The 20,181-nt window shown below is 60.8% G+C and carries 18 protein-coding genes; 3 read left to right on the top strand and 15 right to left on the bottom strand.

Annotated features, from left to right (window positions below):
- Positions 1-37 precede the first annotated feature (37 nt).
- The 11 genes from CLV87_RS05730 to CLV87_RS05680 form a co-directional block, all read right to left on the bottom strand.
- Positions 38-1,093, bottom strand: coding sequence for a GSCFA domain-containing protein (locus CLV87_RS05730; protein ID WP_099242895.1), 1,056 nt, complete (start codon positions 1,091-1,093; stop codon positions 38-40).
- A gap of 58 nt (positions 1,094-1,151) precedes the next feature.
- Positions 1,152-1,991 carry a WcbI family polysaccharide biosynthesis putative acetyltransferase gene (locus tag CLV87_RS05725; protein ID WP_099242897.1) on the bottom strand — a complete coding sequence of 280 codons (840 nt, stop codon included), beginning with the start codon at positions 1,989-1,991 and terminating at the stop codon, positions 1,152-1,154.
- A gap of 10 nt (positions 1,992-2,001) precedes the next feature.
- Positions 2,002-3,201, bottom strand: coding sequence for a glycosyltransferase family protein (locus CLV87_RS05720; protein ID WP_099242899.1), 1,200 nt, complete (start codon positions 3,199-3,201; stop codon positions 2,002-2,004).
- Complete coding sequence (locus CLV87_RS24325) at positions 3,198-3,905, bottom strand: CatB-related O-acetyltransferase (RefSeq protein ID WP_099242901.1); 708 nt, start codon at positions 3,903-3,905, stop codon at positions 3,198-3,200. Before CLV87_RS24325 ends, CLV87_RS05720 begins: the two co-directional genes overlap by 4 nt.
- Positions 3,902-4,624, bottom strand: a complete 723-nt coding sequence (locus CLV87_RS05710; RefSeq protein ID WP_099242903.1) for a sulfotransferase family protein — start codon at positions 4,622-4,624, stop codon at positions 3,902-3,904. Before CLV87_RS05710 ends, CLV87_RS24325 begins: the two co-directional genes overlap by 4 nt.
- Before the next feature lie 239 nt (positions 4,625-4,863).
- Positions 4,864-5,745 carry a glucose-1-phosphate thymidylyltransferase RfbA gene (gene rfbA, locus CLV87_RS05705; protein WP_099242905.1) on the bottom strand — a complete coding sequence of 294 codons (882 nt, stop codon included), beginning with the start codon at positions 5,743-5,745 and terminating at the stop codon, positions 4,864-4,866.
- Positions 5,742-6,605: a dTDP-4-dehydrorhamnose reductase gene (gene rfbD, locus CLV87_RS05700; protein WP_099242907.1), complete on the bottom strand. Its 864-nt coding sequence runs from the start codon at positions 6,603-6,605 to the stop codon at positions 5,742-5,744. Before rfbD ends, rfbA begins: the two co-directional genes overlap by 4 nt.
- Positions 6,606-6,627: 22 nt before the next feature.
- Entirely contained in the window at positions 6,628-7,299 is a 672-nt protein-coding gene (locus CLV87_RS05695; protein ID WP_099242910.1) for a sulfotransferase family 2 domain-containing protein, read from the bottom strand.
- Between the two features lie 3 nt (positions 7,300-7,302).
- A complete protein-coding gene (rfbB, locus tag CLV87_RS05690; RefSeq protein ID WP_099242912.1) occupies positions 7,303-8,340 on the bottom strand; it encodes a dTDP-glucose 4,6-dehydratase in 1,038 nt (345 codons plus the stop codon).
- Positions 8,337-8,903 carry a dTDP-4-dehydrorhamnose 3,5-epimerase gene (rfbC, locus tag CLV87_RS05685; protein ID WP_099242914.1) on the bottom strand — a complete coding sequence of 189 codons (567 nt, stop codon included), beginning with the start codon at positions 8,901-8,903 and terminating at the stop codon, positions 8,337-8,339. The genes rfbB and rfbC overlap by 4 nt, the downstream gene beginning before the upstream one ends.
- Positions 8,904-9,018: 115 nt before the next feature.
- The gene (locus CLV87_RS05680; protein WP_099242916.1) at positions 9,019-10,053 is read right to left on the bottom strand and encodes a DUF2793 domain-containing protein; all 1,035 of its coding nucleotides are present in this window, start codon (positions 10,051-10,053) and stop codon (positions 9,019-9,021) included.
- A 309-nt stretch (positions 10,054-10,362) separates the two neighbouring features.
- On the opposite strand from CLV87_RS05680, the gene CLV87_RS05675 reads away from it, so the two are divergent.
- Positions 10,363-13,002, top strand: a complete 2,640-nt coding sequence (locus CLV87_RS05675) for a calcium-binding protein (RefSeq protein ID WP_133840701.1) — start codon at positions 10,363-10,365, stop codon at positions 13,000-13,002.
- Between the two features lie 68 nt (positions 13,003-13,070).
- Here the strand turns inward: CLV87_RS05675 and CLV87_RS05670 are convergent, their stop codons facing one another.
- Positions 13,071-14,486, bottom strand: coding sequence for a mannose-1-phosphate guanylyltransferase/mannose-6-phosphate isomerase (locus CLV87_RS05670; protein ID WP_099242920.1), 1,416 nt, complete (start codon positions 14,484-14,486; stop codon positions 13,071-13,073).
- 392 nt (positions 14,487-14,878) lie between these two features.
- Here CLV87_RS05670 and CLV87_RS05665 point away from each other — a divergent pair, with 392 nt between their 5' ends.
- Both CLV87_RS05665 and CLV87_RS05660 read left to right on the top strand, forming a co-directional pair.
- A complete protein-coding gene (locus tag CLV87_RS05665; protein ID WP_099242922.1) occupies positions 14,879-16,273 on the top strand; it encodes a phosphomannomutase in 1,395 nt (464 codons plus the stop codon).
- A 9-nt stretch (positions 16,274-16,282) separates the two neighbouring features.
- Entirely contained in the window at positions 16,283-17,059 is a 777-nt protein-coding gene (locus CLV87_RS05660; RefSeq protein ID WP_099242924.1) for a hypothetical protein, read from the top strand.
- Positions 17,060-17,063: 4 nt separating this feature from the next.
- Here CLV87_RS05660 and CLV87_RS05655 read toward each other — a convergent pair whose 3' ends face one another.
- The 3 genes from CLV87_RS05655 to CLV87_RS05645 form a co-directional block, all read right to left on the bottom strand.
- The gene (locus tag CLV87_RS05655; RefSeq protein ID WP_133840700.1) at positions 17,064-17,489 is read right to left on the bottom strand and encodes a tetratricopeptide repeat protein; all 426 of its coding nucleotides are present in this window, start codon (positions 17,487-17,489) and stop codon (positions 17,064-17,066) included.
- Positions 17,490-17,607: 118 nt separating this feature from the next.
- Positions 17,608-18,858, bottom strand: a complete 1,251-nt coding sequence (locus tag CLV87_RS05650; RefSeq protein ID WP_099242928.1) for a glycosyltransferase — start codon at positions 18,856-18,858, stop codon at positions 17,608-17,610.
- On the bottom strand, positions 18,855-20,150 hold the full coding sequence (locus CLV87_RS05645) for a glycosyltransferase (RefSeq protein WP_166652676.1): 1,296 nt from the start codon (positions 20,148-20,150) through the stop codon (positions 18,855-18,857). Before CLV87_RS05645 ends, CLV87_RS05650 begins: the two co-directional genes overlap by 4 nt.
- Positions 20,151-20,181: the final 31 nt, after the last annotated feature.

The following is a 20,181-nucleotide window of genomic DNA, read 5'->3' as shown; positions in this document are numbered from 1 at the left end:
CGGACGGGGCAGCGCCCCAGAAATCGAAACGCTGGCTTTAGGGGTCCAGCGCTTCTTCTTCGCAGACCAGCTTGTTGAGCTCCTGAAAGCTGCTTTCGGACTGGGCGATGATCTCCTGGCTCAGCGCCGGTTTTGCGCCATCCTGCTGGGTCATCTCGCGCATGAAGTTGCGCATCACATGGCGCACCCCGCGCATGGAGACATTGCGCATATCCGGTTCGAAATACAGCCCGCCATTATAATGGCCGGTGATGATTTCATAAGACGGGAAATAGGTGACCGTCTCATGCGCGCGCGAGACCTCTTCGGCCACCACCCGCAGCACGGATTTCGAATAGGTGGTCGAGGACAGCACATGACGATCCTCATAGGTCGCTACCAGCGGCACCGGTGAAACAGTCAGCAAGAACCGGATGCCGGGATTGCGCGCGCGGAAAAACGCCATCGCCTCTTCGAGACTGTCGCGCACCTGAGAGGCGCTCATATTGAGGAATTCGTGCTGATCGGGGTCATGTTCCCCGGTCACCGCCCCCGGCACCACCGGATAGATCGAGCCATCGGCGCGGTTGCGCCAGGTCTCGGTCAGACCCATCGTAAAGACAAAGATATCGCTTTCTTCAACGATCCGGCGCACCGCGGCGCACATGACCTCGCGCGAGGCCAGCATGGCCTCGGCACTGTCAAAGCCATTCGGTTCAATGGCCGGGCGATAGGGGTCGTAAAACCGACCCTTATCATCCTGCCAGACCCGATCCTGCGGTGTGCGCAGCCCATAGGCCTCTTGCAGCAGCTGCAGCAGTTGCAAGGTGGTGTAGATATTGCCGTAACGGGCCGAATAGACCCCGTAATTGCGCTGTTTGCGCGTCGCCGGGTCCAGATCTTCGCCCGCTTCGGGCACGAAATAGTCAAAGCCGGATTTCTGCAACCCATTGGCCAGATGCTGGGCAAAGCAGCTGCCGGCGGTGGCCACCTTGTCGCCCGGTTCCACCTGAAAGCTGGAGGCGACCGGCAGCATCAGATCCTGCCGGGGCACCCCTGCCACGGCTTTGCGCCAGAAATTCTGCGGGGGCAAATTCTTGTAGGGGTGGGACATGATCTGGTCTTTCCGTGTTGGCCTCAAAGAGGGCAGGGAAGGGGTATCAGGGGGCCGGTCAGGCGGGCACGCCGGACTCTTTGAAATAAGCCAGTTCGTGGCGGATGAATTCCGGCAGGGTCAGCACATCGCTTTGCCCCGAGAGCCGGAAAAAGAAACTGCCCTCAAAACCCAGCTCTTCGGCCAGATCCGGATAGATTGGCCAATTGGTATCATTGAGCAGGAAATCCTCGGCCATGGGGCGCCAATAGCGCGCGCGTTCGGGGTCAAATGCCCAGCCTTCGCGCTTGCACAGCGCCATGGCGAGATCAAAGATCACATGCGGTTTGGGGTGGTTGGTGGTGCGCATGAAAATGCTGCTGCGCATCCAGCTGTTATAGGCCGCGCCCATCTCGAGCCCCTGATCAACAAACCCGGCCAAAAGCCGTTTCTGCTCGGCCTGGAACATCTCGAAATAGCCCAGCTCGCGATAGGTGTGTTCGTTGAACTCCGCCGCGATCTCGGTTTCGGACAGGCCGCGCTCATATCCGCGATGCACGATCTGCGAATGCAGCCCGGCCAGCAAGGCCGTGCCATTCTGTTCCTTGCGCACCGCCACCGCATCCGGGTGAAAGCCGCGAAAGATGATCGGGTTGAGCATGATCGGGTCCACATCCGGCAGCAATTCGCTGCTGGGGTGATGGCCCAGAATGGTTGGCCCATTGGGCAGAAAGACAAAGGCATCTGCCGCAACCTTGCTGTCGATCTCTCCGCGTTCCTGACGCAGCGAGAAGAGATGCGTGCTCATCCCCGTCACCTCAGAGTCAGGCAGCAGGCGTTGCAGCGCCTGGATCAGCATCCGGTTCTGGCAGTTGAACAGGACAAAGATCTTGTTCGGGGCGGAGGAAACGCGCTGCATATCAGGCCTCTCAGGTCCAGTTCAGGGTCATGGATGCGGTGTTTTGCGTTGGGTGGAACAGGGTGATTTCCACCAAAAGCCGCTTGCAGCCCTCGCGCGCCTCGGCCGGGGGCAGGGTGCCATCCTCGCTGGGAATTTCCGTGCGATGGGTGCCGAAATCCACATGCCACAGGATCTTGGCCTTGCTGCGCTCTTCGCCCAGCTCCACATCCAGACGGCTCACCCCATCAGCGGCGGGGCCGGTCATGTCCAGAAAGGCACCGCGCCCGATGAACATTTCAAACGGGGTGCCGCGCAGCGCTTCGGTGCGGGCGCGCTGATCGGCCAGCATATCCTGATAGGCCTTGGCGACGATCTCGCCATGGGCGGGGATGTCAAAGTCAAAGATCACCAGATCCTGGTTGTTCTTTTTCTGCGGAAAGGCGGCGGCCAGACGGTGCAGGTTGAACATGTTGTTCATCGCCACCCGGTTGGATTGGCGCACCAGTTCGGTGAATTCCGCGTCGCTCGAGAACTCCTTGTTGATATCCAGCCCAATCCGCTTGCCCACCCGCATCGAGAGCAGGTTGTAGAAACGCGAGCGGCGATAGGGGTTGTTATCGGTGCGGAACATGCTGAGGTGATAGAAAATCCCCAGCGGCACCCGTTCGATCAGCGCGCGATCCACGATCTCGCCCTTTTCGCTATCGGGCAGCAGCAGCCAGAGCGAGGCGACCACGGTTTCGATCTCCTGCCCGGCCAGGTTCAGAAAGACCGGCTTGAGCGGATAGGCGTTTGAGGCGGAATGCCAGGTCACCACGTCCTGATGCAGGAACAGCGGCGCCTGAAGTGAGGCCATGACCTTGCCCGAGGCCCAGAAGGTCTGCAGCTTGTCATCATCGATATTGTAGATTTCGTCACTGTCGATCAGCATGACGCGATCGGTTTTGACAAATTCCAACGAGGCCTGGCGCTTGTGGGTTTCGTTCTGCCAGGTGCCGGTGTGATAGGTATAGGGCAGGCCGGACTGATCGAGGATCTCGAGCAGATTATCGGTGGATTTCTCCGGGTCCTCACCATTCATCTCGCAAAATGGCGCCACCCAGTCATAGGCCCCATCCACGACAACCAGACTGTCGACCAGATGTTTGGCGCTTTGCAGGGTTTCGGCCAAAAGCGAGCTGTCATTATGGATGATCAGAACGCCGGTCGTCTCGGTGGCTTGGCTCATGACAGAAAATCTCCTGAAAGTCCTTCCAGCACATCGGGGGCAAAGGGTTCGGCCCCGGCTTGGATGCGCTGTCTCAATTGTGAAATGCAGCGGTTGATATTGGAAAATTCCAGCCCGCTCAGCATGCTGGGATGCAGGTTCCACCATTGCAGATCCAGCAGATCGGCGATGGTGTCCTCGTCGAAACGATGGCGCAGCAGGCGGGCCGGATTGCCGCCGACAATCGCATAGGGCGGCACATCCTTGGTCACGACGCTGCCCGCGCCAATGATCGCCCCGTCGCCAATGGTGATGCCATTGACCAGGGTGACATTGGAGCCGATCCAGACATCATTGCCAATGGTGATGGTCTTGTTGCCAATCGGCGGGCGTGGCTGGGCCTCAAACCCGTCGAAATAGGGGCTTTTGGCCCCTAAAAACGCGTCGGGCTGGTATTGGAACGGGTTGGTGGACAGCCAGTCCACCGGATGGTTGGGCTGCAGCGCATAAAGGTTGCGCCCGATCGAGCAATAGCGCCCGATCACCAGGTTAAACCCCTGCCCATCATGCATGTAGGAAAAGGCCCCGATCTCAAACCGGGTGGCGACATTGAACATGCCAACCCGGGTCGGGCCTTCGAGCCGAAGCCGCGCCCGAGGACCAACGACCCGCGCAAAGGCGAACCATGAAATCCCGGCCTCGGCAAAGCGGCTTTCCCAGCTCATGCGGCGGCATCCTTGACCAGTTGGCGATAGGTCTCGAAATCGGCAGTTTCGCAGATTTCCTTGACCTCAAGCGCGGTCAGCGCCCGGGCGCGCCCGGCCTCAAGCGTGCCCGACCGGGTCAGCAGGTTTTTGAAAGTGGCGCGCACTTCGGGGGTGATGTCGAGATCGAGGAAGGCATAGAGCTTTTCCAGCCCCTGCTGTTCCATCAGCAGTTTTTCATAATCCACCAGCGCCAGATCACCGCCATAGGCCTGCGCCGCCTTGAGCGAGGCATTCCAATCGGCAACCGCGTTGGAGACATTGAGCTGCCAATTGTCATTCTCATCCAGCATCCGCGCCTTGTAGGACGCCGCCACATCAAAAATGTTGCGGAAGATGAAGATGGTTTTGCAGCCGGGGAAATTGCTTTGCAGCTGGTCCAGATAGCCATACAGCTTGGGGATCTTGTCACCGACATAAGCCGCGTCATCAAAGCCCTCCTGGGCCTTGGTGTAATAGGGGTTGAACCCGGCCAGGTCGGAATAAAACGTGTCGCCCTGCTGAGGCGTGAAAAAGCGGTCTTTTTCAAACAGGTCAGGCGTCAGGAATTCACGGGCATAAAACCGGTTGCCATAGCGTTCCACCCCAAGGCGGATGCGGGAATCCCCGACCAACAGGCGCCACAGCGCCGTTGTGCCCGACCTTGGGCAGCCACAGACGAACAGGAATGATTTTGCCATTATATATCTCCAGGAGTGCTGGCGGGACGGCGGGACAGATCCGGTGACAGGCCCGCGGCCCGTTGGGGCTTTGCCTGCGGCGTTTTGCTGTCCGTGACGCGCATCCAAACTCTCTTATATGGGCGCGCCCCCGGAATGAGACGCGCGGTTTGCCCAGATGTAGACCAGTTCTTTGACAACTTGAACCTGTCATGCTTGCGTTTTGCCCCCCTTATGCGGGGAATTCACGCATCCTGAACTTAGCTGAGCAGAGTCAGCAGATATTTGCCGTAATTGGTCTTTTTGAACAGCTCGGCGCGGGCGGCCAGTTCGGCCTCGTTGATCCAGCCATTTTCAAAGGCGATCTCTTCGGGGCAGCCGACCTGCTGGCTCTGGCGGTCGCTGAGGGTGCGAACGAAATTCCCGGCATCGAGAAGTGAGGCATGGGTGCCCGTATCCAGCCAGGCAAAGCCGCGCCCCATCTGCTGCACGTTCAGCGCACCCTCATCAAGGTACATTTCCAGCAGCGAGGTGATCTCCAGCTCGCCCCGGGGCGAGGGTTTGACGGCGCGGGCGCGCTCTGGCGCGCTGCCATCCAGGAAATACAAACCCGTCACCGCATAGGGCGAGGGCGGCACATCCGGCTTTTCAATGATCTGATTGACATTGCCCTCACTGTCAAAGCCCACCACGCCATAGCGTTCGGGATCAGAGACGCGATAGCCAAACACCGTGCCGCCACTTTCCTGAGCGTCCGCAGCGGCGAGCTTGTCAGGCAAGCCATGGCCGAAAAAGATATTATCCCCCAGCACCATGGCCGAGGGCGCGCCATCAAGGAAATCCTCGGCCAGCAGATAGGCCTGGGCCAGCCCATCCGGAGAGTCCTGCACCACATAGGTCAGCGACAGCCCCCATTGACTGCCATCGCCCAGAGTGCGTTTGAACTGGTCCTGATCCTGCGGGGTGGTGATGACACAGATCTCTTGAATCCCGGTCAGCATCAGGGCCGAAAGCGGGTAAAAGATCATCGGTTTGTCATAGATCGGCAAAAGCTGTTTGGAGACACCCATGGTGATCGGATATAGCCGCGTGCCCGAGCCTCCGGCCAGAATAATGCCTTTGCGCTTGCTCTGTTTGCTCATGTCTCAAGGTCTTTCAATATCTCGCGCAGCCCGTCGCGCCAGTCAGGGCAGGGCTGTCCAAATGTGATTTCCGTGGCGCTGCAATCCAGTCGGGAATTCAGCGGCCGTGTGGCCGGGGTGGGGTAGGCGCTGCTCGGGATGTCTTCGACGGCGCAGGACAGCCCGGCCTGTGCAAAGATTTCGCGCGCGAAACCTGCCCAGCTGGTCAGGGGCGTGCCGCTGAAATGATAGGTGCCGGATTTCTCAGGATTGCTTTGCAGCTGCTCGGCCATGGCCAGGCAGGTGCGGGCAATGTCGCGCGCGCAGGTGGGCGCGCCGATCTGATCGGCCACGATGGTGAGCTTGTCGCGCTCGGCTCCAAGGCGCAGCATGGTTTTGACAAAGTTATTGCCAAACGCCGAGACCACCCAGGAGGTGCGCAAAATCGCATAGGGGCCGCCCGCCGCGCGCACCGCCTCTTCGCCCAGCAGTTTTGAGCGCCCATAGGCGTTTTGCGGGGCAACAGGGTCTGACGGGGTCCAGGGGGTGTCACCATCCCCGGCAAAGACATAATCGGTCGAGATATGCACCAGCGGGATAGCCAGCGCTGCGCAGGCCCCCGCCATCGCGCCGGGGGCTGCGCCATTGATGGTGCTGGCCAGCTCTTCTTCGTCTTCGGCGCGGTCCACGGCGGTATAGGCGGCGGCATTGATCACCGCATCGGGCGCGGCGGCGCGAATGGCGGCGGCGCAGGTCTCGGGCTGGCTCAGATCCGCGGCGGCGCGGTCCAGAAACTGTGCCTCATGCACCTGGGAGCCAGAGATCAGCAATTGCAATTCGCGCGCGACCTGACCGGTGGCACCAAAAACAAGGATATTCATCGCGGCGGCTCTTACTTTCGTCTCAAGAGGTCTGTTCAGGGGGGGCTATATCATAGCCAAAGCGGTCATAGTCACTGGCATAGATATCAGCAATCAGCGCCAGATTGGCCTCATCCAGCAGCACGGGCGGGCGGTTCACCACCTCGGGGGGCAGGCGGCGCTCCAGCTCGTTGACGCGGGGCAAGGTTTCGGGCGGGTCGCTGGGCTCTTCGCCAATCAGCGCCTCGATCCAGGGGATGACCTGATCCAGCCCCTCTTCCATGCGAAAGACCTGCGCCTGTTTGGGCACGTAATCCGACATGGGGCGGGGATGGCCATGCAGCGCATAAGGCGCCGTGGCCAGCGTGCGCGGCAGCCCCTCGATCCAGGTGCGAAACCGGGTGTTGGGGGGCAGGGCGTTTTCAATATCGCGCTGAAAACGGAACATGCTGCGCAGCCGGGTGGCCGGGTGGCGCACCGTGGCGAATTGCGCATCAAACAGCCGGTCGGGCAGCAGATCGCGGCGCACAACCTCAAGCACATGCTGGGGCGGCGAGATCGTCCAGGCCGAGGCCGGGTCCCGCTGGGCATAGGCCTCGTCCCAAAAGCCGAGCTTGCCAAAGCGTTTGGCAAGATAGCGTTCCACCGCCGTGCCGCCGCATTTGGGCACATGGGCGAAATAGATCAGCTTGGCTCCGGCGCGACAGATCGGCATGGCTCAGCCCGTTCCCAATCTTTGACCAACACCGTCGCGATTTTGCAGCGCGCGCCACCAGTCTTCGTTGTCGAGATACCATTGCACGGTCTTTTCCAGCCCTTCCTCGACGGTGACCGAAGGGCGCCAGCCCAGTTCCGTGGCGATCCGGGTCGGATCAATCGCATAACGCGCATCATGGCCAGGGCGGTCGGTCACGAATGTGATCAGATCAGCGTAAGGTGTCGCGGCGGGCTTCAGACGGTCGAGAATGGCGCAGATGGTCTGCACCAGCTCAAGGTTAGAGCGCTCATTCTCGCCGCCAATATTATAGCTGCGATTGAGCGCGCCCTTTTGCAGCACCAAGAGCAGCGCATCGGCGTGATCTTCGACATAGAGCCAGTCGCGCACATTCGAGCCATCGCCATAGATCGGGATCTCTTTGCCCGCCAAAGCGTTGAGGATCACCACCGGGATCAGCTTTTCAGGGAAATGGAAGGGGCCGTAATTGTTGGAGCAATTGGTCAGCACCACGGGCAGCCCATAGGTTTCGGCCCAGGCGCGCACCAGATGGTCAGAGGCGGCCTTGGAGGCGGAATAGGGGCTGCGCGGATCATAGGACGTTTCTTCGGTGAATTGCCCGGTTTTCCCAAGTGAGCCAAACACCTCATCGGTGGAGATATGATGGAAACGGAACGTCTCGGGGCGGCCAGCCTCAAGCCAATATTTGCGCGCCGCCTCAAGCAGGTTGAAGGTGCCGGTGATATTGGTCTCGATGAAATCACCCGGCCCGTCGATGGAGCGATCCACATGGGACTCAGCCGCCAAATGCATCACCGCATCGGGCGCATGTTTGGTGAAAACAGTGTCTAACGCCGCGCGATCCCGGATATCGACCTGCTCAAAGGCATAGTTTTCGTGATCGGCCACCGAGGCGACATTGTCCAGACAGGCCGCATAGGTCAGCGCATCCAGATTGACCACCTGATGCCCGTCGCCAATCGCCTGACGCACCACCGCTGATCCAATAAACCCGGCCCCGCCGGTCACCAGGATCTTCATGCCGCGCCCTCCCAGACGAAGGGGCTGTCAAAATCGGCCATCACCGGGGCGGCGGCGTCTTTTTCAGACAGGACCGCGTCGCCCGACAGACCCCAATCAATGCCCAGATCCGGACAGTCAAAGCGCACCGCGCCGTCGCATTCGGGGGCGTAATAGTCAGAGCATTTATAGATGATTTCCGTGTCAGGCGTGCGGGTGGCAAAGCCATGCAGAAACCCTTCGGGGATCAAGAGCTGTTTGCCATTGTCAAAGGAGAGCTCATAGCCAACCCATTGCCCATAAGTGGGCGAGCCTTTGCGGATATCCACGGCGACATCAAACAGCACACCGCGCCCGCAGCGCACCAGTTTCGCCTGGGCATGGGGGGGCGATTGGAAATGCAGGCCCCGCACCGTGCCCAGCTGGGCAGACATCGAATGGTTGTCCTGGACGAAATCGTAATCCAGACCGGCCTCGGCCATGCGGGCCTTGTTCCAGCTTTCGCAGAAAAAGCCCCGATCATCGCCAAAACGGCGGGGTTCCAGCAGAAATACCCCGGGAAGGGGGGTCTCGGTCACTTGCAACGGGGCGCTCCCTTTATGGTCTTGCGCCCCGTCTTAACAGTGGGTCAGGCCCTTGTCACGTCAGGTCTCAGGACAGCCCTGAGTGGTGTTCCCGACCCTGTTTTCAGGGTGATTTTTACGAAATCACCGCGCGATCCGTCGCGCGCAGCCAGTTTGTGCCATCGGAAAAGGCCAGCACGGCCCCGCCGACCTCATCACTCACAAAAATCATCGCCCCAGCGGTGGCCGTGGCCGCGCTTGGCACGGTGGCCACGGTGTAAGAGGGGGCAACAACCGGGCCGGAAAATTCGATGCGACCCTCCACACCGGGGAAAAGCTGCAAACGGTCCGTCAGATTGGTCTGGTCGCGCAGCTTAAAGGCGCCCGCGCCGGTGGTCTTGAACTTCCAATTGGCCCCAGAGAGATCATCAATGGCCTGGAATTGCGCGCCACCCGTGCCGCCAAGATTGCGGATCAGGATGGTGGGTGAAATGGCGTTTTCGGCCACGGTGAACAGCTCATCATGTGCGGCCCCCTGGCCCAGGGCCACACGCCCGGTCGCGGCCTCGGCCTGCAGGGCGGTGTGAAAGGTGGTGCCATCGGCGCTGACCTTGATCGAGAAATCATCCGATCCGGCGGTGCCCATTTCAGCGCGCCCCGACCAGCCGGTCTGGAACAGCAGGCTGGCGGTATCGGTCGCGGTGTCCTTGTTGACCTTCACCTGATGGCCCGCGCCATTATGGCTGAACAGCGAAGCCTCGGAGGCCACCGCAAGACGGTTCACCGTATCGGCCGTGGCATTGACTCCGATCTGAGGCACGACCGACACATCACTGGCCGGGCCCCATGTGGTGCCGTCAAAGCGTAGGCTGTTGCCGGTCGGGGTGACATCGGCGCGCCAGCCGGCCTGGGGGGCAAAGAACTGCCAGGTATTGTCGGTCCAGACGGCGATATTGCCATCCTGACCGGCCCAATCCGCCACGCCACCCGCGGCGACAATATAGCGATCGCCATCAGCAGGGCTGGCCGGAGGCGTGGCCAGATCGGCGCTTTGCACGCTGAGCTGGGTCACCGCATCCAGAATGCGCAGCGCCTCATTATGGGTCACATGTTTCTGAGCCTGAGAGGGTTCAATATAGGGGAGGTTCATGATCGGCGAAGACTGCGGCATCTGGGACCTTCAAAATTTGGCAAAACAGGGAAGTGTTCGCCGCGCAGGGTTTCATCGGGGCCTTAGCGCGCGCTTAATCCAGCGTGCGCGCCATCGGCAACACCCAGCGAAATCGCCGGCAAGATATCCGGTGCCTTTGCCGGGATGGCAGGCCCGGAAAAGACGCTGTTTTAGCAAAAACTGGAAACGCTTTAATCTTTGTAAAATTGAGGTTTCAGGCCCGAAAACCGCCCCAATTCATCCTCAGCAAAGCGCGATGAAAATCGTCTCTTGGCCCCTGCAAATAGAGTGCGGGATGTCGAGGGCGAAATGCTGCAGGCAGGCTTGTCCGGGGTTGGCGCAATCTCGGTTCCAGATATGGAAATGTTATATGGTCTGACCGATCTTGAGGTCGTTCAGGGGGCGTCGGGGCCTGTCCTGTTCACGGTGGGCCGGGCGGGCAGCTATCTCAGTGTTTTTGATCTGAGCGGCGGGCAGACCCGCTTGATCGATCATTGGGAAATCCCCTCTTTTTATCTGCAACTGGAACGCACCGATCTGGCGATCCTGCCCACCGATGATGGGCTGCAGGTCCTGCTGGCGGGGCTGGATAATGGCGATCTGCGCGGGCGCACCAGTGTCGGCACCGATTTGCAGACCTATCTGCGCTATGATGCCGGGTCTTTTGATCTCGGGACCATTGCCAGCATTGCGGTGACCGGGGATGGGCAAGAGGCGATTGCCACCTTGCAGGATGGGTCAATCCTGCAACTCACCTTTGATCACACCCTGCGCGGCATTTCCGTGCGCCGCCCGCTGGGCGAGATAAACGGGCTGGATGCCACCAATGTCACAACGGTCAGCAGCGATAGCGGCTCTTATGCGGTGGTGGCCTATGGCGAACAGGATGCGCTGGCATTTTTGCGGATGAATGGCAGCGGCGATTATAATGTGATCCAGACCGTGGATGTGGCTGACGGGCTGTGGATCGACCGCCCCGGCGCCATGAGCGCGGTGGTGGGGGCGGATGGCGTGCCCTATGTGGTGGTGGCCGGATCGGGCAGCAGCTCGCTGACCGTGCTGGCCATTCAGGATGAACGCTTGGTGCCCACTGGCCATGTGATCGACAGTCTCGACACCCGCTTTGGTCAGGCCAATTTTGTTGAAACGGTTGTGATTGGTCATCAGACCTTTGTTGTTGCGGCGGGGGCGGATCAGGGGATCACGGTTCTGGCGCTTTTGCCCGGTGGGCAGCTGTTGCCGGTGGCCACGGTGGCCGCCAGTGTGGACACCCCATTGGGCGGCATCACCGCGCTGGATGTGGCCGTCGAAGGCGACAGTGCGCGCATCTTTGTCTCGACCCAGACCGATCCCTTTCTTGTGGAGTTTGAATTCACCCTGGACAATGCCGGGCTGACCCTGGCCGGGGGGGATGGGGCAGATGCGCTGGTGGGGGGCTATGGCGATGACGTGATCGCCGGAGGCCTGGGCAATGACACGCTGACTGGCGGGGCGGGCAATGACATTCTGATCGACGGCGAACAGGTCGACACCCTGCGCGGCGGCGCCGGGGCCGATACCTTTGTGCTGGGCTCGGACGGGGTGCGCGACCAGATCCTGGATTTCCAGCGCGGCACCGACCGGCTGGTGCTGCAAAGCTCCGACCTGGTGGCCGATCGCAGCGATGTTGAGATTTACAGCCGCAGCTGGGGCGCGGAAATCCGCATCGGCACCGAGGTGCTCTGGGTCTATTCCGCCGATGGGCAGCCCCTGTCGCTGAGCGATTTTCAGGGTGACACCATCACCCTGACCCCCAATGTCTCGGTCAATCTTGACGATTATCCCGATCCCGGCCGTGATCCCGGCCCCGAGGCGGGCAGCGATCTGGACCCCAGCCAGATTCCCGGCCCCCCGCCTGCCGGACCGGAACGGCTGGCGGAACCGGCGATTGCCCTGGTTGGCGGCAATACCCTGATTGGCGGCGGCCAAGGCGAAGTGATCGGCGCGCGCTTTAACGGTGAACAGATTTCGGGCCAGGGCGGCAATGACCGCATCACCGGCAGCTCAACCGGGGATATCCTGCTGGGCGATGGCGGGTTTGACACGATTTATGGCCAGAACGGAGACGATTCCATCTCGGGCGGGTCCCATGCGGATTCCCTGATGGGCGGCTCCGGCAATGACGTCATTTCCGGGGGGGCTGGTTATGATCAGATCCATGGCGAGGGCGGCAATGACAGCCTTTGGGGTGGGAGCACCGCAGATCGGCTCTATGGCGGGGATGGCCATGATTGGATCAGCGCGGGCACCAATTTTGGTATCACCGTGGATGGGGTCTGGGGTGGCTCCGGCAATGACACGCTGATGGGGGATGCTGGCTATGACCTGCTCTCGGGGGGCACCGGCGATGACCTGCTGGATGGCGGGCATCAGGCCGACAACCTTTATGGCGATGCGGGCAATGACACGCTTTTGGGCGATCTCGGCCTGGACCGGCTCTTTGGCGGTGACGGCAATGATCTGCTTTATGGCGGCGAAGGCAGCGATGGCCATTTTGGCGAAGGCGGCAATGACACGCTCTGGGGTGGGGTGGGCAATGACCGTTTCTTTGGCGGGCAGGGCAATGACCTGATTGATGGGGGCGACGGGGTGGATACGATCTATGGCGGGGCCGGGTTCGACACGATCCATGGCGGCGAGGGCGATGATGTGCTCATGGGCAATTTCAACGCTGACCGCTTTGTCTTTGATGACAATCACGGCCATGACCGGGTGGTGGATTTTGATGCCGATAGCGCGCTGGAAGTGCTGGATTTCAGCCAGCACAGCAGTTTCTCCTCCACCAGCGATGTGCTGGCGGCATCGCAACAGGTGGGCAATGATGTGATCATCACCACCGGGGCGGACAGCTCGATCCGATTGCAAAACGTCAATCTGGACGATCTCGACGGCACGGACTTCCTGTTTTAGGGCCAAAACAGAGACTGTTTCAGCCCAAAGTCACGTCCAATCGTCAGACCCTGAATCAAACCTGAAGATCAGGACCGGGCATAGACATCTTCGTAGCGCACGATGTCATCTTCACCCAGATAGCTGCCGGTCTGCACTTCGATCAGCACCATGGGCACCTTGCCTGGGTTTTCCATGCGATGCACCGCGCCCAGCGGGATATAGACCGACTGGTTTTCGCTCACCAGTTTCACATCCTCATCCACGGTGACCTTGGCGGTGCCCTGCACAACAATCCAATGTTCCGAACGGTGGTGATGGCTTTGCAAGGAAAGCGCCGCGCCGGGATGCACATGGATGCGTTTCACCTGGAAACGTTCGCCAATGACCAGGCTTTCAAACCAGCCCCAGGGGCGGTGATCCTTGGGGAAGGATGTCGCCTGGAGCGCGCTTTTCTCTTTCAGCGCCGCCACGGCCTTTTTGACATCCTGGCTGCGCGATTTATCCGCCACCAGAACCGCATCGGGCATGGCCACGGCAATGATATTGTCGAGCCCAATGCCGACCAGCTCCACCCGCTCGCTTTCCGAGCGCAAGAGCGTGTTGTCACAATCAATCGCGGTGGCATTGTCTGTGGTGGCAACGCCGCGCGCATCCGGTTCGCTTTCGCGCCAGACCGCATCCCAGCCGCCCAGATCCGACCAACCGGCATGGAAGGGCACCACTGACAGGTTATCGGCCTGTTCCATCACCGCATAATCGACCGAGATATCCTCGGCACCGCCCCAGGGCTCGGGGGCCAGACGCAGAAAGCCGAGATCGGGCTGGGCAGCCTCATAGGCGTTGCGCACCGGCTCCATCAGCTGGGCCGCGGTCTTTTCATAGGCGGCGATGATATCGCAGGCGCGGAACAGAAAGATCCCGGCATTCCACAAATGTTTGCCATCGGCCAGCATCTCGGCGGCGCGGGCGGCATCGGGTTTCTCGACAAAGCGGCTCAGCGGCACCGGCGCGCCGGATTTTGGCGGCTCGGCCAGTTCCAGATAGCCGTAACCGGTTTCGGGATGGGTGGGTGTGATGCCAAAGGTCACCAACTGACCGGCATTGGCGGCGGTGCAGCCTGCCTCGACCGCAGCACGAAACGCTTCGGCATCGGGCACCACATGATCAGACGGTGCCACCAGCATCAGACCTTCGGGGTCGGATTTCGCCACATGCAGCGCGGCGGCCAGCACGGCGGGGGCGGTGTTGCGCCCTTCGGGTTCGATCAGGATCGCGCCGGGGTCGATCCCCACCGCCTGCAACTGCTCGGTCACGATAAAGCGGAAATCAGATCCGGTGATCACCACCGGACAGCCATAGCCCGCGCCCTGCAAACGCTGCGCCGAGGCCTGAAACAGGGTCTCTTCCCCCAGGATCGGCGCAAATTGCTTGGGATAAGACTTGCGGCTCAGCGGCCAAAGCCGGGTTCCGGAACCGCCGCAAAGCAGAATAGGGGTGATCATATCGGGGTAACCTTTTGCTGCTGAGGGACCAAGGGGCGCGGGGGACAGGCCAGCCTTGCCGCCTGTCTTGTCAGAATATCCGCGCCACTGCCCATCTGCGTGAAAATCTCTTTGTCTTGTCAAAACCGTATCCGAACCGGGCCAAGGCTGCTGAGAGCTCACAGCCGGTCGATCCGGGGCATGCCATGGCAGGCATATAAGGATTTTGCACTTGCGAACAGTGGTTTTTTTGCCAGTCCGCTCCCATCCCGGCTTGCCGTTAGGCCCGGCGCGACATGGGTGCTGAGTGCCTGTGCCCTTTGCCTGAAAACTGCGCATAAGCATTTGCCTTTTGCCCTGGTTCCGGTGACATGTGAGCCAATGAATTTTCGCAATGAGTCAGGAGAGCGGATATGCCCCCCAAGTTTGGAACCAGCGGATTGCGCGGTCTGGTTGTCGATCTGACCCAAGAGCTTGTCAGTGATTACACAAGGGCCTTTCTGGCTGCCTGTCCCGTGGGGGGCGCTGTTTATCTGGGCCGCGACCTGCGCGCCTCTTCACCGGATATTGCCGCGGCGGTGGCGGGTGCGGTGCGCGGCGAGGGCGTTGATGTGGTCGATTGCGGTGTGCTGCCCACCCCGGCTTTGGCGCTGGCGGCGGGGCAGGCAAAGGCCGGGGCAATCATGGTCACCGGCAGCCATATTCCCGCCGACCGCAACGGGCTGAAATTCTACACCCCGTCGGGTGAAATCAGCAAAGAGGATGAGGGCGCGATCAATGCCAATCTCGGCCGCGCACCTGCAGGCGGGCAGGGGGCGCTGAGTGATGGTGCAGAGGCGGCGGTTTCGGCCTATTCGGGCCGGTATAGAGACGCATTTGGCGCTGACGCCCTGACGGGTCTGCGCATTGGCGTCTATCAACACAGCTCTGTGGCGCGCGACATCATGATGGAGGTGATCGCCGCCCTTGGTGCGACCCCGGTGGCTTTGGGGCGCTCTGACACATTTATCCCCGTCGATACCGAGGCGCTTGACCCCGACACCCAGACCCTGCTGGGTGGCTGGTGCGCGGAACATGGGCTGGATGCGGTGATCTCCACCGATGGGGATGCTGATCGCCCGATGCTGGCCAATGCGCAGGGCCAGGTCATTCCCGGCGATGTGCTGGGGGCGCTCAGCGCGCAGAGCCTCGGCGCGCGACTGATCTGCACCCCGGTCTCCTCCAATTCGATGATTGCGCAGATGTCCGAGTTTGACGAGATCACCCTGACCCGCATCGGCTCTCCCTTTGTGATTGCCGCGATGGAGGCGGTTTTGGGCAAGGATAGAGACGCATCTGTCGTCGGATACGAGGCCAATGGCGGTTTTCTTTTGGGCTTTACCGCCAGTGGCCCCGCCGGGCCGTTGGCCCCGCTGATGACCCGCGATTGCCTGCTGCCGATCCTCGCGCCGCTGGCTATGGCGCGCGCGGCGGGTCAGAGCTTGAGTGAGCTTGTCGCCAGCCTGCCGCCACGCTTTACCGCTGCGGATCGCTTGCAGGGCATAGCCACGGAAAATTCCAAGGCATTTCTGGCGGAATTGCAGCAAGATGCCGAGGCCCGAGCGGCGTTTTTCGCCGAAACAGGCTCTGAATCCGGTGTGGACCTGACCGACGGTTTGCGCGTGACATTTGACGGTGGCGATGTGGTGCATCTGCGCCCCTCCGGCAACGCCCCGGAATTCCGTTGCTATGCCGAAGCCGCCAGTTTTGAACGCGCCCAAAGCCTGGTGCAGCGCCACCTTGGCAAGATCGCCGATAAGTTGGGGTAGGGTGGTCACATGCGTATGAGTGTCTTTGGTAAAGCCCCCCTGATCGCCGTGCAACTGACCGGGCTGATCCTTTCGGCCCTGCTGGTCATGGTCACCTTCACCAACCCGACCCAGGTCGAAGAACGGCTGCAATCTTTTGCCATCGCCAAGGTCGAAGAGGCGGCTGATGCTGCCTGGGCAGCGGGCGAGGTGCAATTGGCCAAGGGGGATCGCGCCGAACGCCTTGGGGCCTTGGCGCGCCGCTTTGGTCTAGAGGCCGAGGCGCTTGATCTCAAACGCCAACAGATCGTGCCCGCACTTTTGTCTTATGCCCTGTCAGATCGTTGTCAGGAAAATTGCGAGACATGGGCGGCCCTGTCGGTGATTGCGGACAGCGCCATGATGCAACGGGTGGCACAGCTGCGGATTGGCACAGAAACCGTGCAGGATTTTGTGCTGGCGCGCTATGAAAGCTCGGTCCGAGGTTTGCTGCTGGATCTGCGCCGCTTTGGTCTGGTCAATGTGGTGGTGCTGTCGCTCATGCTGGGGCTGGTGCTGTTTCGCGATGTTCTCAACTGGCGCTTTACGGCGTTTTCCATCGCCCTGACCGGATACAGCGCCTGGGCGGCCTATGGCTATGTGGCCAAGCAGAACTGGGCGCTGACGATCCTGCTGCAGGACTGGGCCGCGCCGGGCTATCAGATGGGCATGATCTTTGTCGCCTGCCTGTTCTTTGACTGGCTGTTCCTGCGCGGCAAGATCACCGAAATGGCGCTTAATGCGCTGAGCGGTTTGTTTGGAGGATGAATCTCTATTCAGCCGCTTGCACAACCGAGACCCACAGGGGCAGGGCATGAGGATCTTTCAGGGCAACCATGCGCTGATGCAACCTTTTCTCCCAAGACCCGCGTTTCTCCCGTGCATCTTGCAGGGCAGTCTTGAAGGCGGCGATTGCTTCGTCGTTTCGACCCATTTGCGCCAATGCGATCCCACGTTCCAAGTGAATGATTGATCTTTTGGTGCGCTCAACCGGCAAGAGACGCATCCAAGCCGCGGCTGTCAGTGAGATATTGCAAAATCGCAGCTTCTTTTCACCTTCATATCGGTCGTTCCGACAGGCTCCAGCCATCAAACCTGCCGTCATCCCACTCAGCCATAAGCAAAGGAATGCGATGATGAAAACCGTATAGGCCCAGGTCTTCATGCGTGAGCGTGGTGGGATGTCTACGGTATTCATGTTTTGAACACATCTCCAATAATGCGTGTTATGTTAATTAAGCCGTATTTCCCAGCCGCTATTCCGCAGAAGTAGAGCCTATATCACCCCAATCCCAAACGTTTCGCGCGCGAACGGCTTAGCCTTTGACCGAGGCCAGCACCCGCGCCACCAAGGCCTCGAACTCCCGGGCCTGGTCGCCAAAGCCGGTGATCGCAACCGGGTCTGGGGCGGGTGCGGGATGGGCGCTTAGGGCGGCATCGAGCTGGGGCATCAGGATCTGACTGCCCGCGCCAATCGGGATCAGCTCTTGGGCGTGGGCGGCCCCATGTTCCGTGGTGCCGCCGCTCTCGGTCTGGATCACCCGGATACCCCGGGCCAGCGCTTCTCGGATTGCCAGGCCAAAGGTCTCTTTCCATTGCGACATGAACAAGAGCACATCAATGCCCGCATAGAACTGATCCATCTGCGCCTGTTTGAAACGCGGCACCACCTGCCATTCGCCCGGCAGATCCGAGAGATCAATGCCTCTCCACCAGCTGCCATCCATGCTGCCATCCACCACCTGCACGACAAAATCATCGCGCCCGGTCTCGGCCCCCAGCTCCTGAAAGGCTTTGCGGATGATCGGCCAGCCCTTGATCTGTGACGGCCCGCCAACAAAGCCAAAGACCAGCCGGGGATCGCGGGCGCGCCGCGCCGCCTGGGCTGCGGCAAAATCCGGGCCCGGCAAATGCACGCCATTGCCCCAGACCACCCCGCGCCCCGGTGCCAGACCCGAAGCCTCGCTCAGCTCGCGGGCGAAATGGCTGGGATAGGTGATCATATCGACATCCCGCGCGACCTCATGCAGGCAAAGCAACCGCGCCTTGGCCGCTTCCCAATTGCCGACACAGGATTTGCAATTGTCGATATTCACCGGGTTTTGCGCGCAATAGACATTGTCCATGCGGATCATGAATTGCCGCTCGCAGATCCACCAGAAATCATGCACCGACAGGATGGCCGGCAGATTGGCGCGTTTTGCGGCGCGCAGGGCGTCGACACCAATTTCCTGAATGCAATGCAGATGCATCAGATCCGGGGCGAGATCGGCGATCAGCTCGTCAAAGACCCGGCCCACTTCGGGATTGTCGTAATTGGCCTCATAGCCCCGGCCCGCAGGCATGTTGATCATGTAATTATCAACGCCGGCATTCTGGGCGCGCATCACCGTATAGGGGGCCATTTCGGCGCGCGACATCAAAGAAACCGCGCTGACACGGGCGGCATCACGGGCCACCAGATCACGCGCCACCTCTTCGGCGACCACCGTCGCCCCGCCATAGGAAAACGGCGAGAAAAACACATTGCCCAGCAGGATATGAGGCCGTTTCACTGGGGGGGTCATGTGCGAATCCACGCAAGCACCTCGGGCGAGATGATGTGATCGGCCGCTTGCGCGCTCCAGCGCGTTTCCAGATCCTGGCGGGTCGCGGCGCGCATGGCGGCGCGGCGGGTGGGATCAGCGGCCAAAGCCTCAAGCGCAGCCGTCCAATCCCCCGGCGCAGCGGCGACAAAGCCGGTCTCGCCGTCGCGCACCAGATTGGGCAGATCGCCGACGCTGCTGACAATGGCGGGCAAGCCGACCGAAGCCGCATCAATCACCCGCACCCCGCTTTTGCAGCGGTTAAAGATGTCATCTTGCAGCGGCATCAGCGCCACATCCGCCCCCGCCAGCCGGGCGAGATATTGGTCATATTGGCTGAACGGGTGATGTTCGACCTGCGCCGCCAGCGCCTCGGGCAGGTGATCGAGCTGGAAATGCCCCAGAATGGTCAGGCGGCGGTTCGGGTCAGCGGTGACAAACGCACTGACCTGATCGCGGATCAGATCAAAATCCGCCTCATGCCCCTGTGACCCACTGGCAAAGACCACCCGGAAGAGATCATCGCTTTCGCGCGCGGCCATGGCGGTCGCGCCATTCTCCAGCGTCGCCTGATCGGCAAAGTTGCGGCGCAGATAGGTCGGGCGGCGGGTATAGAGGCTGGCATGCTCCACCAGACCCGGCGTGGAGAGCGTGACCAGATCGGCCCCCTCCATCATGGCGGCATATTTGGGGGCCTCATTCAGGAAATGCGCCTTGAGCCCCGGGTCGAGCATGGCCATGTTCTGATAGGTCTCATAGGCCGAGACCGAGAACAGCGGGTCATCAATATCATAAAGGATCGGCAACCCGAGACGGCGCGCCTCATAGCGATACATCTGCGTGAGCGGGCTGGCCTGCAAGCGGTATTCGCACAGATGCGTGGCCTGCTGCAAAATCCGCGTGGCGCGAGGCACGTCCTGATAATGGGAATAGTCGCAGCGCACGCCCTGCGCCTCCCAGAATTCCGCCAGCTGCTCGATGCGGTATTTGCGACATTGCGCGAGGTTCAGATCGCCAATCAGCGCGATACGCGGCCCATCCGCAAGGCTGCGGGTGACGTGAAACCCATCGCCGCGCGCCATTTCGGCCCAGATCCCGTGCAGGCTGGTTTCCGGACCACCCCCGGTATTGCCCCCGGCCAGGACCGAAGGGGCATGGCCGCGCCATTGCATGCCCAGATAGATCCGCGCCTTGTGCAAAGCCATGCGCAGACCTTCCTCGCGCAGGCTGGCAAAAAACCGGCGGATCAGGGCCGGGCGTAAAAAGCGTCTCATCAGGGCGGCATCTCTCTCTTTGCAACCGCGG

This window comes from Pelagimonas phthalicica (genome assembly GCF_004364805.1).
Lineage (GTDB): Bacteria > Pseudomonadota > Alphaproteobacteria > Rhodobacterales > Rhodobacteraceae > Pelagimonas > Pelagimonas phthalicica.
This window is presented reverse-complemented; position numbering and strand designations above follow the sequence as displayed.

What these genes read in the sequence shown, in the direction of transcription:
- CLV87_RS05730 (WP_099242895.1), bottom strand. Translation starts at nt 1,093, where the DNA reads ATGTCCCACCCCTACAAGAATTTGCCCCCGCAGAATTTCTGGCGCAAA.
- CLV87_RS05725 (WP_099242897.1), bottom strand. Translation starts at nt 1,991, where the DNA reads ATGCAGCGCGTTTCCTCCGCCCCGAACAAGATCTTTGTCCTGTTCAAC.
- CLV87_RS05720 (WP_099242899.1), bottom strand. Translation starts at nt 3,201, where the DNA reads ATGAGCCAAGCCACCGAGACGACCGGCGTTCTGATCATCCATAATGAC.
- CLV87_RS24325 (WP_099242901.1), bottom strand. Translation starts at nt 3,905, where the DNA reads ATGAGCTGGGAAAGCCGCTTTGCCGAGGCCGGGATTTCATGGTTCGCC.
- CLV87_RS05710 (WP_099242903.1), bottom strand. Translation starts at nt 4,624, where the DNA reads ATGGCAAAATCATTCCTGTTCGTCTGTGGCTGCCCAAGGTCGGGCACA.
- rfbA (WP_099242905.1), bottom strand. Translation starts at nt 5,745, where the DNA reads ATGAGCAAACAGAGCAAGCGCAAAGGCATTATTCTGGCCGGAGGCTCG.
- rfbD (WP_099242907.1), bottom strand. Translation starts at nt 6,605, where the DNA reads ATGAATATCCTTGTTTTTGGTGCCACCGGTCAGGTCGCGCGCGAATTG.
- CLV87_RS05695 (WP_099242910.1), bottom strand. Translation starts at nt 7,299, where the DNA reads ATGCCGATCTGTCGCGCCGGAGCCAAGCTGATCTATTTCGCCCATGTG.
- rfbB (WP_099242912.1), bottom strand. Translation starts at nt 8,340, where the DNA reads ATGAAGATCCTGGTGACCGGCGGGGCCGGGTTTATTGGATCAGCGGTG.
- CLV87_RS05680 (WP_099242916.1), bottom strand. Translation starts at nt 10,053, where the DNA reads ATGCCGCAGTCTTCGCCGATCATGAACCTCCCCTATATTGAACCCTCT.
- CLV87_RS05675 (WP_133840701.1), top strand. Translation starts at nt 10,363, where the DNA reads ATGCTGCAGGCAGGCTTGTCCGGGGTTGGCGCAATCTCGGTTCCAGAT.
- CLV87_RS05670 (WP_099242920.1), bottom strand. Translation starts at nt 14,486, where the DNA reads ATGATCACCCCTATTCTGCTTTGCGGCGGTTCCGGAACCCGGCTTTGG.
- CLV87_RS05665 (WP_099242922.1), top strand. Translation starts at nt 14,879, where the DNA reads ATGCCCCCCAAGTTTGGAACCAGCGGATTGCGCGGTCTGGTTGTCGAT.
- CLV87_RS05660 (WP_099242924.1), top strand. Translation starts at nt 16,283, where the DNA reads ATGCGTATGAGTGTCTTTGGTAAAGCCCCCCTGATCGCCGTGCAACTG.
- CLV87_RS05655 (WP_133840700.1), bottom strand. Translation starts at nt 17,489, where the DNA reads ATGAATACCGTAGACATCCCACCACGCTCACGCATGAAGACCTGGGCC.
- CLV87_RS05650 (WP_099242928.1), bottom strand. Translation starts at nt 18,858, where the DNA reads ATGACCCCCCCAGTGAAACGGCCTCATATCCTGCTGGGCAATGTGTTT.
- CLV87_RS05645 (WP_166652676.1), bottom strand. Translation starts at nt 20,150, where the DNA reads ATGAGACGCTTTTTACGCCCGGCCCTGATCCGCCGGTTTTTTGCCAGC.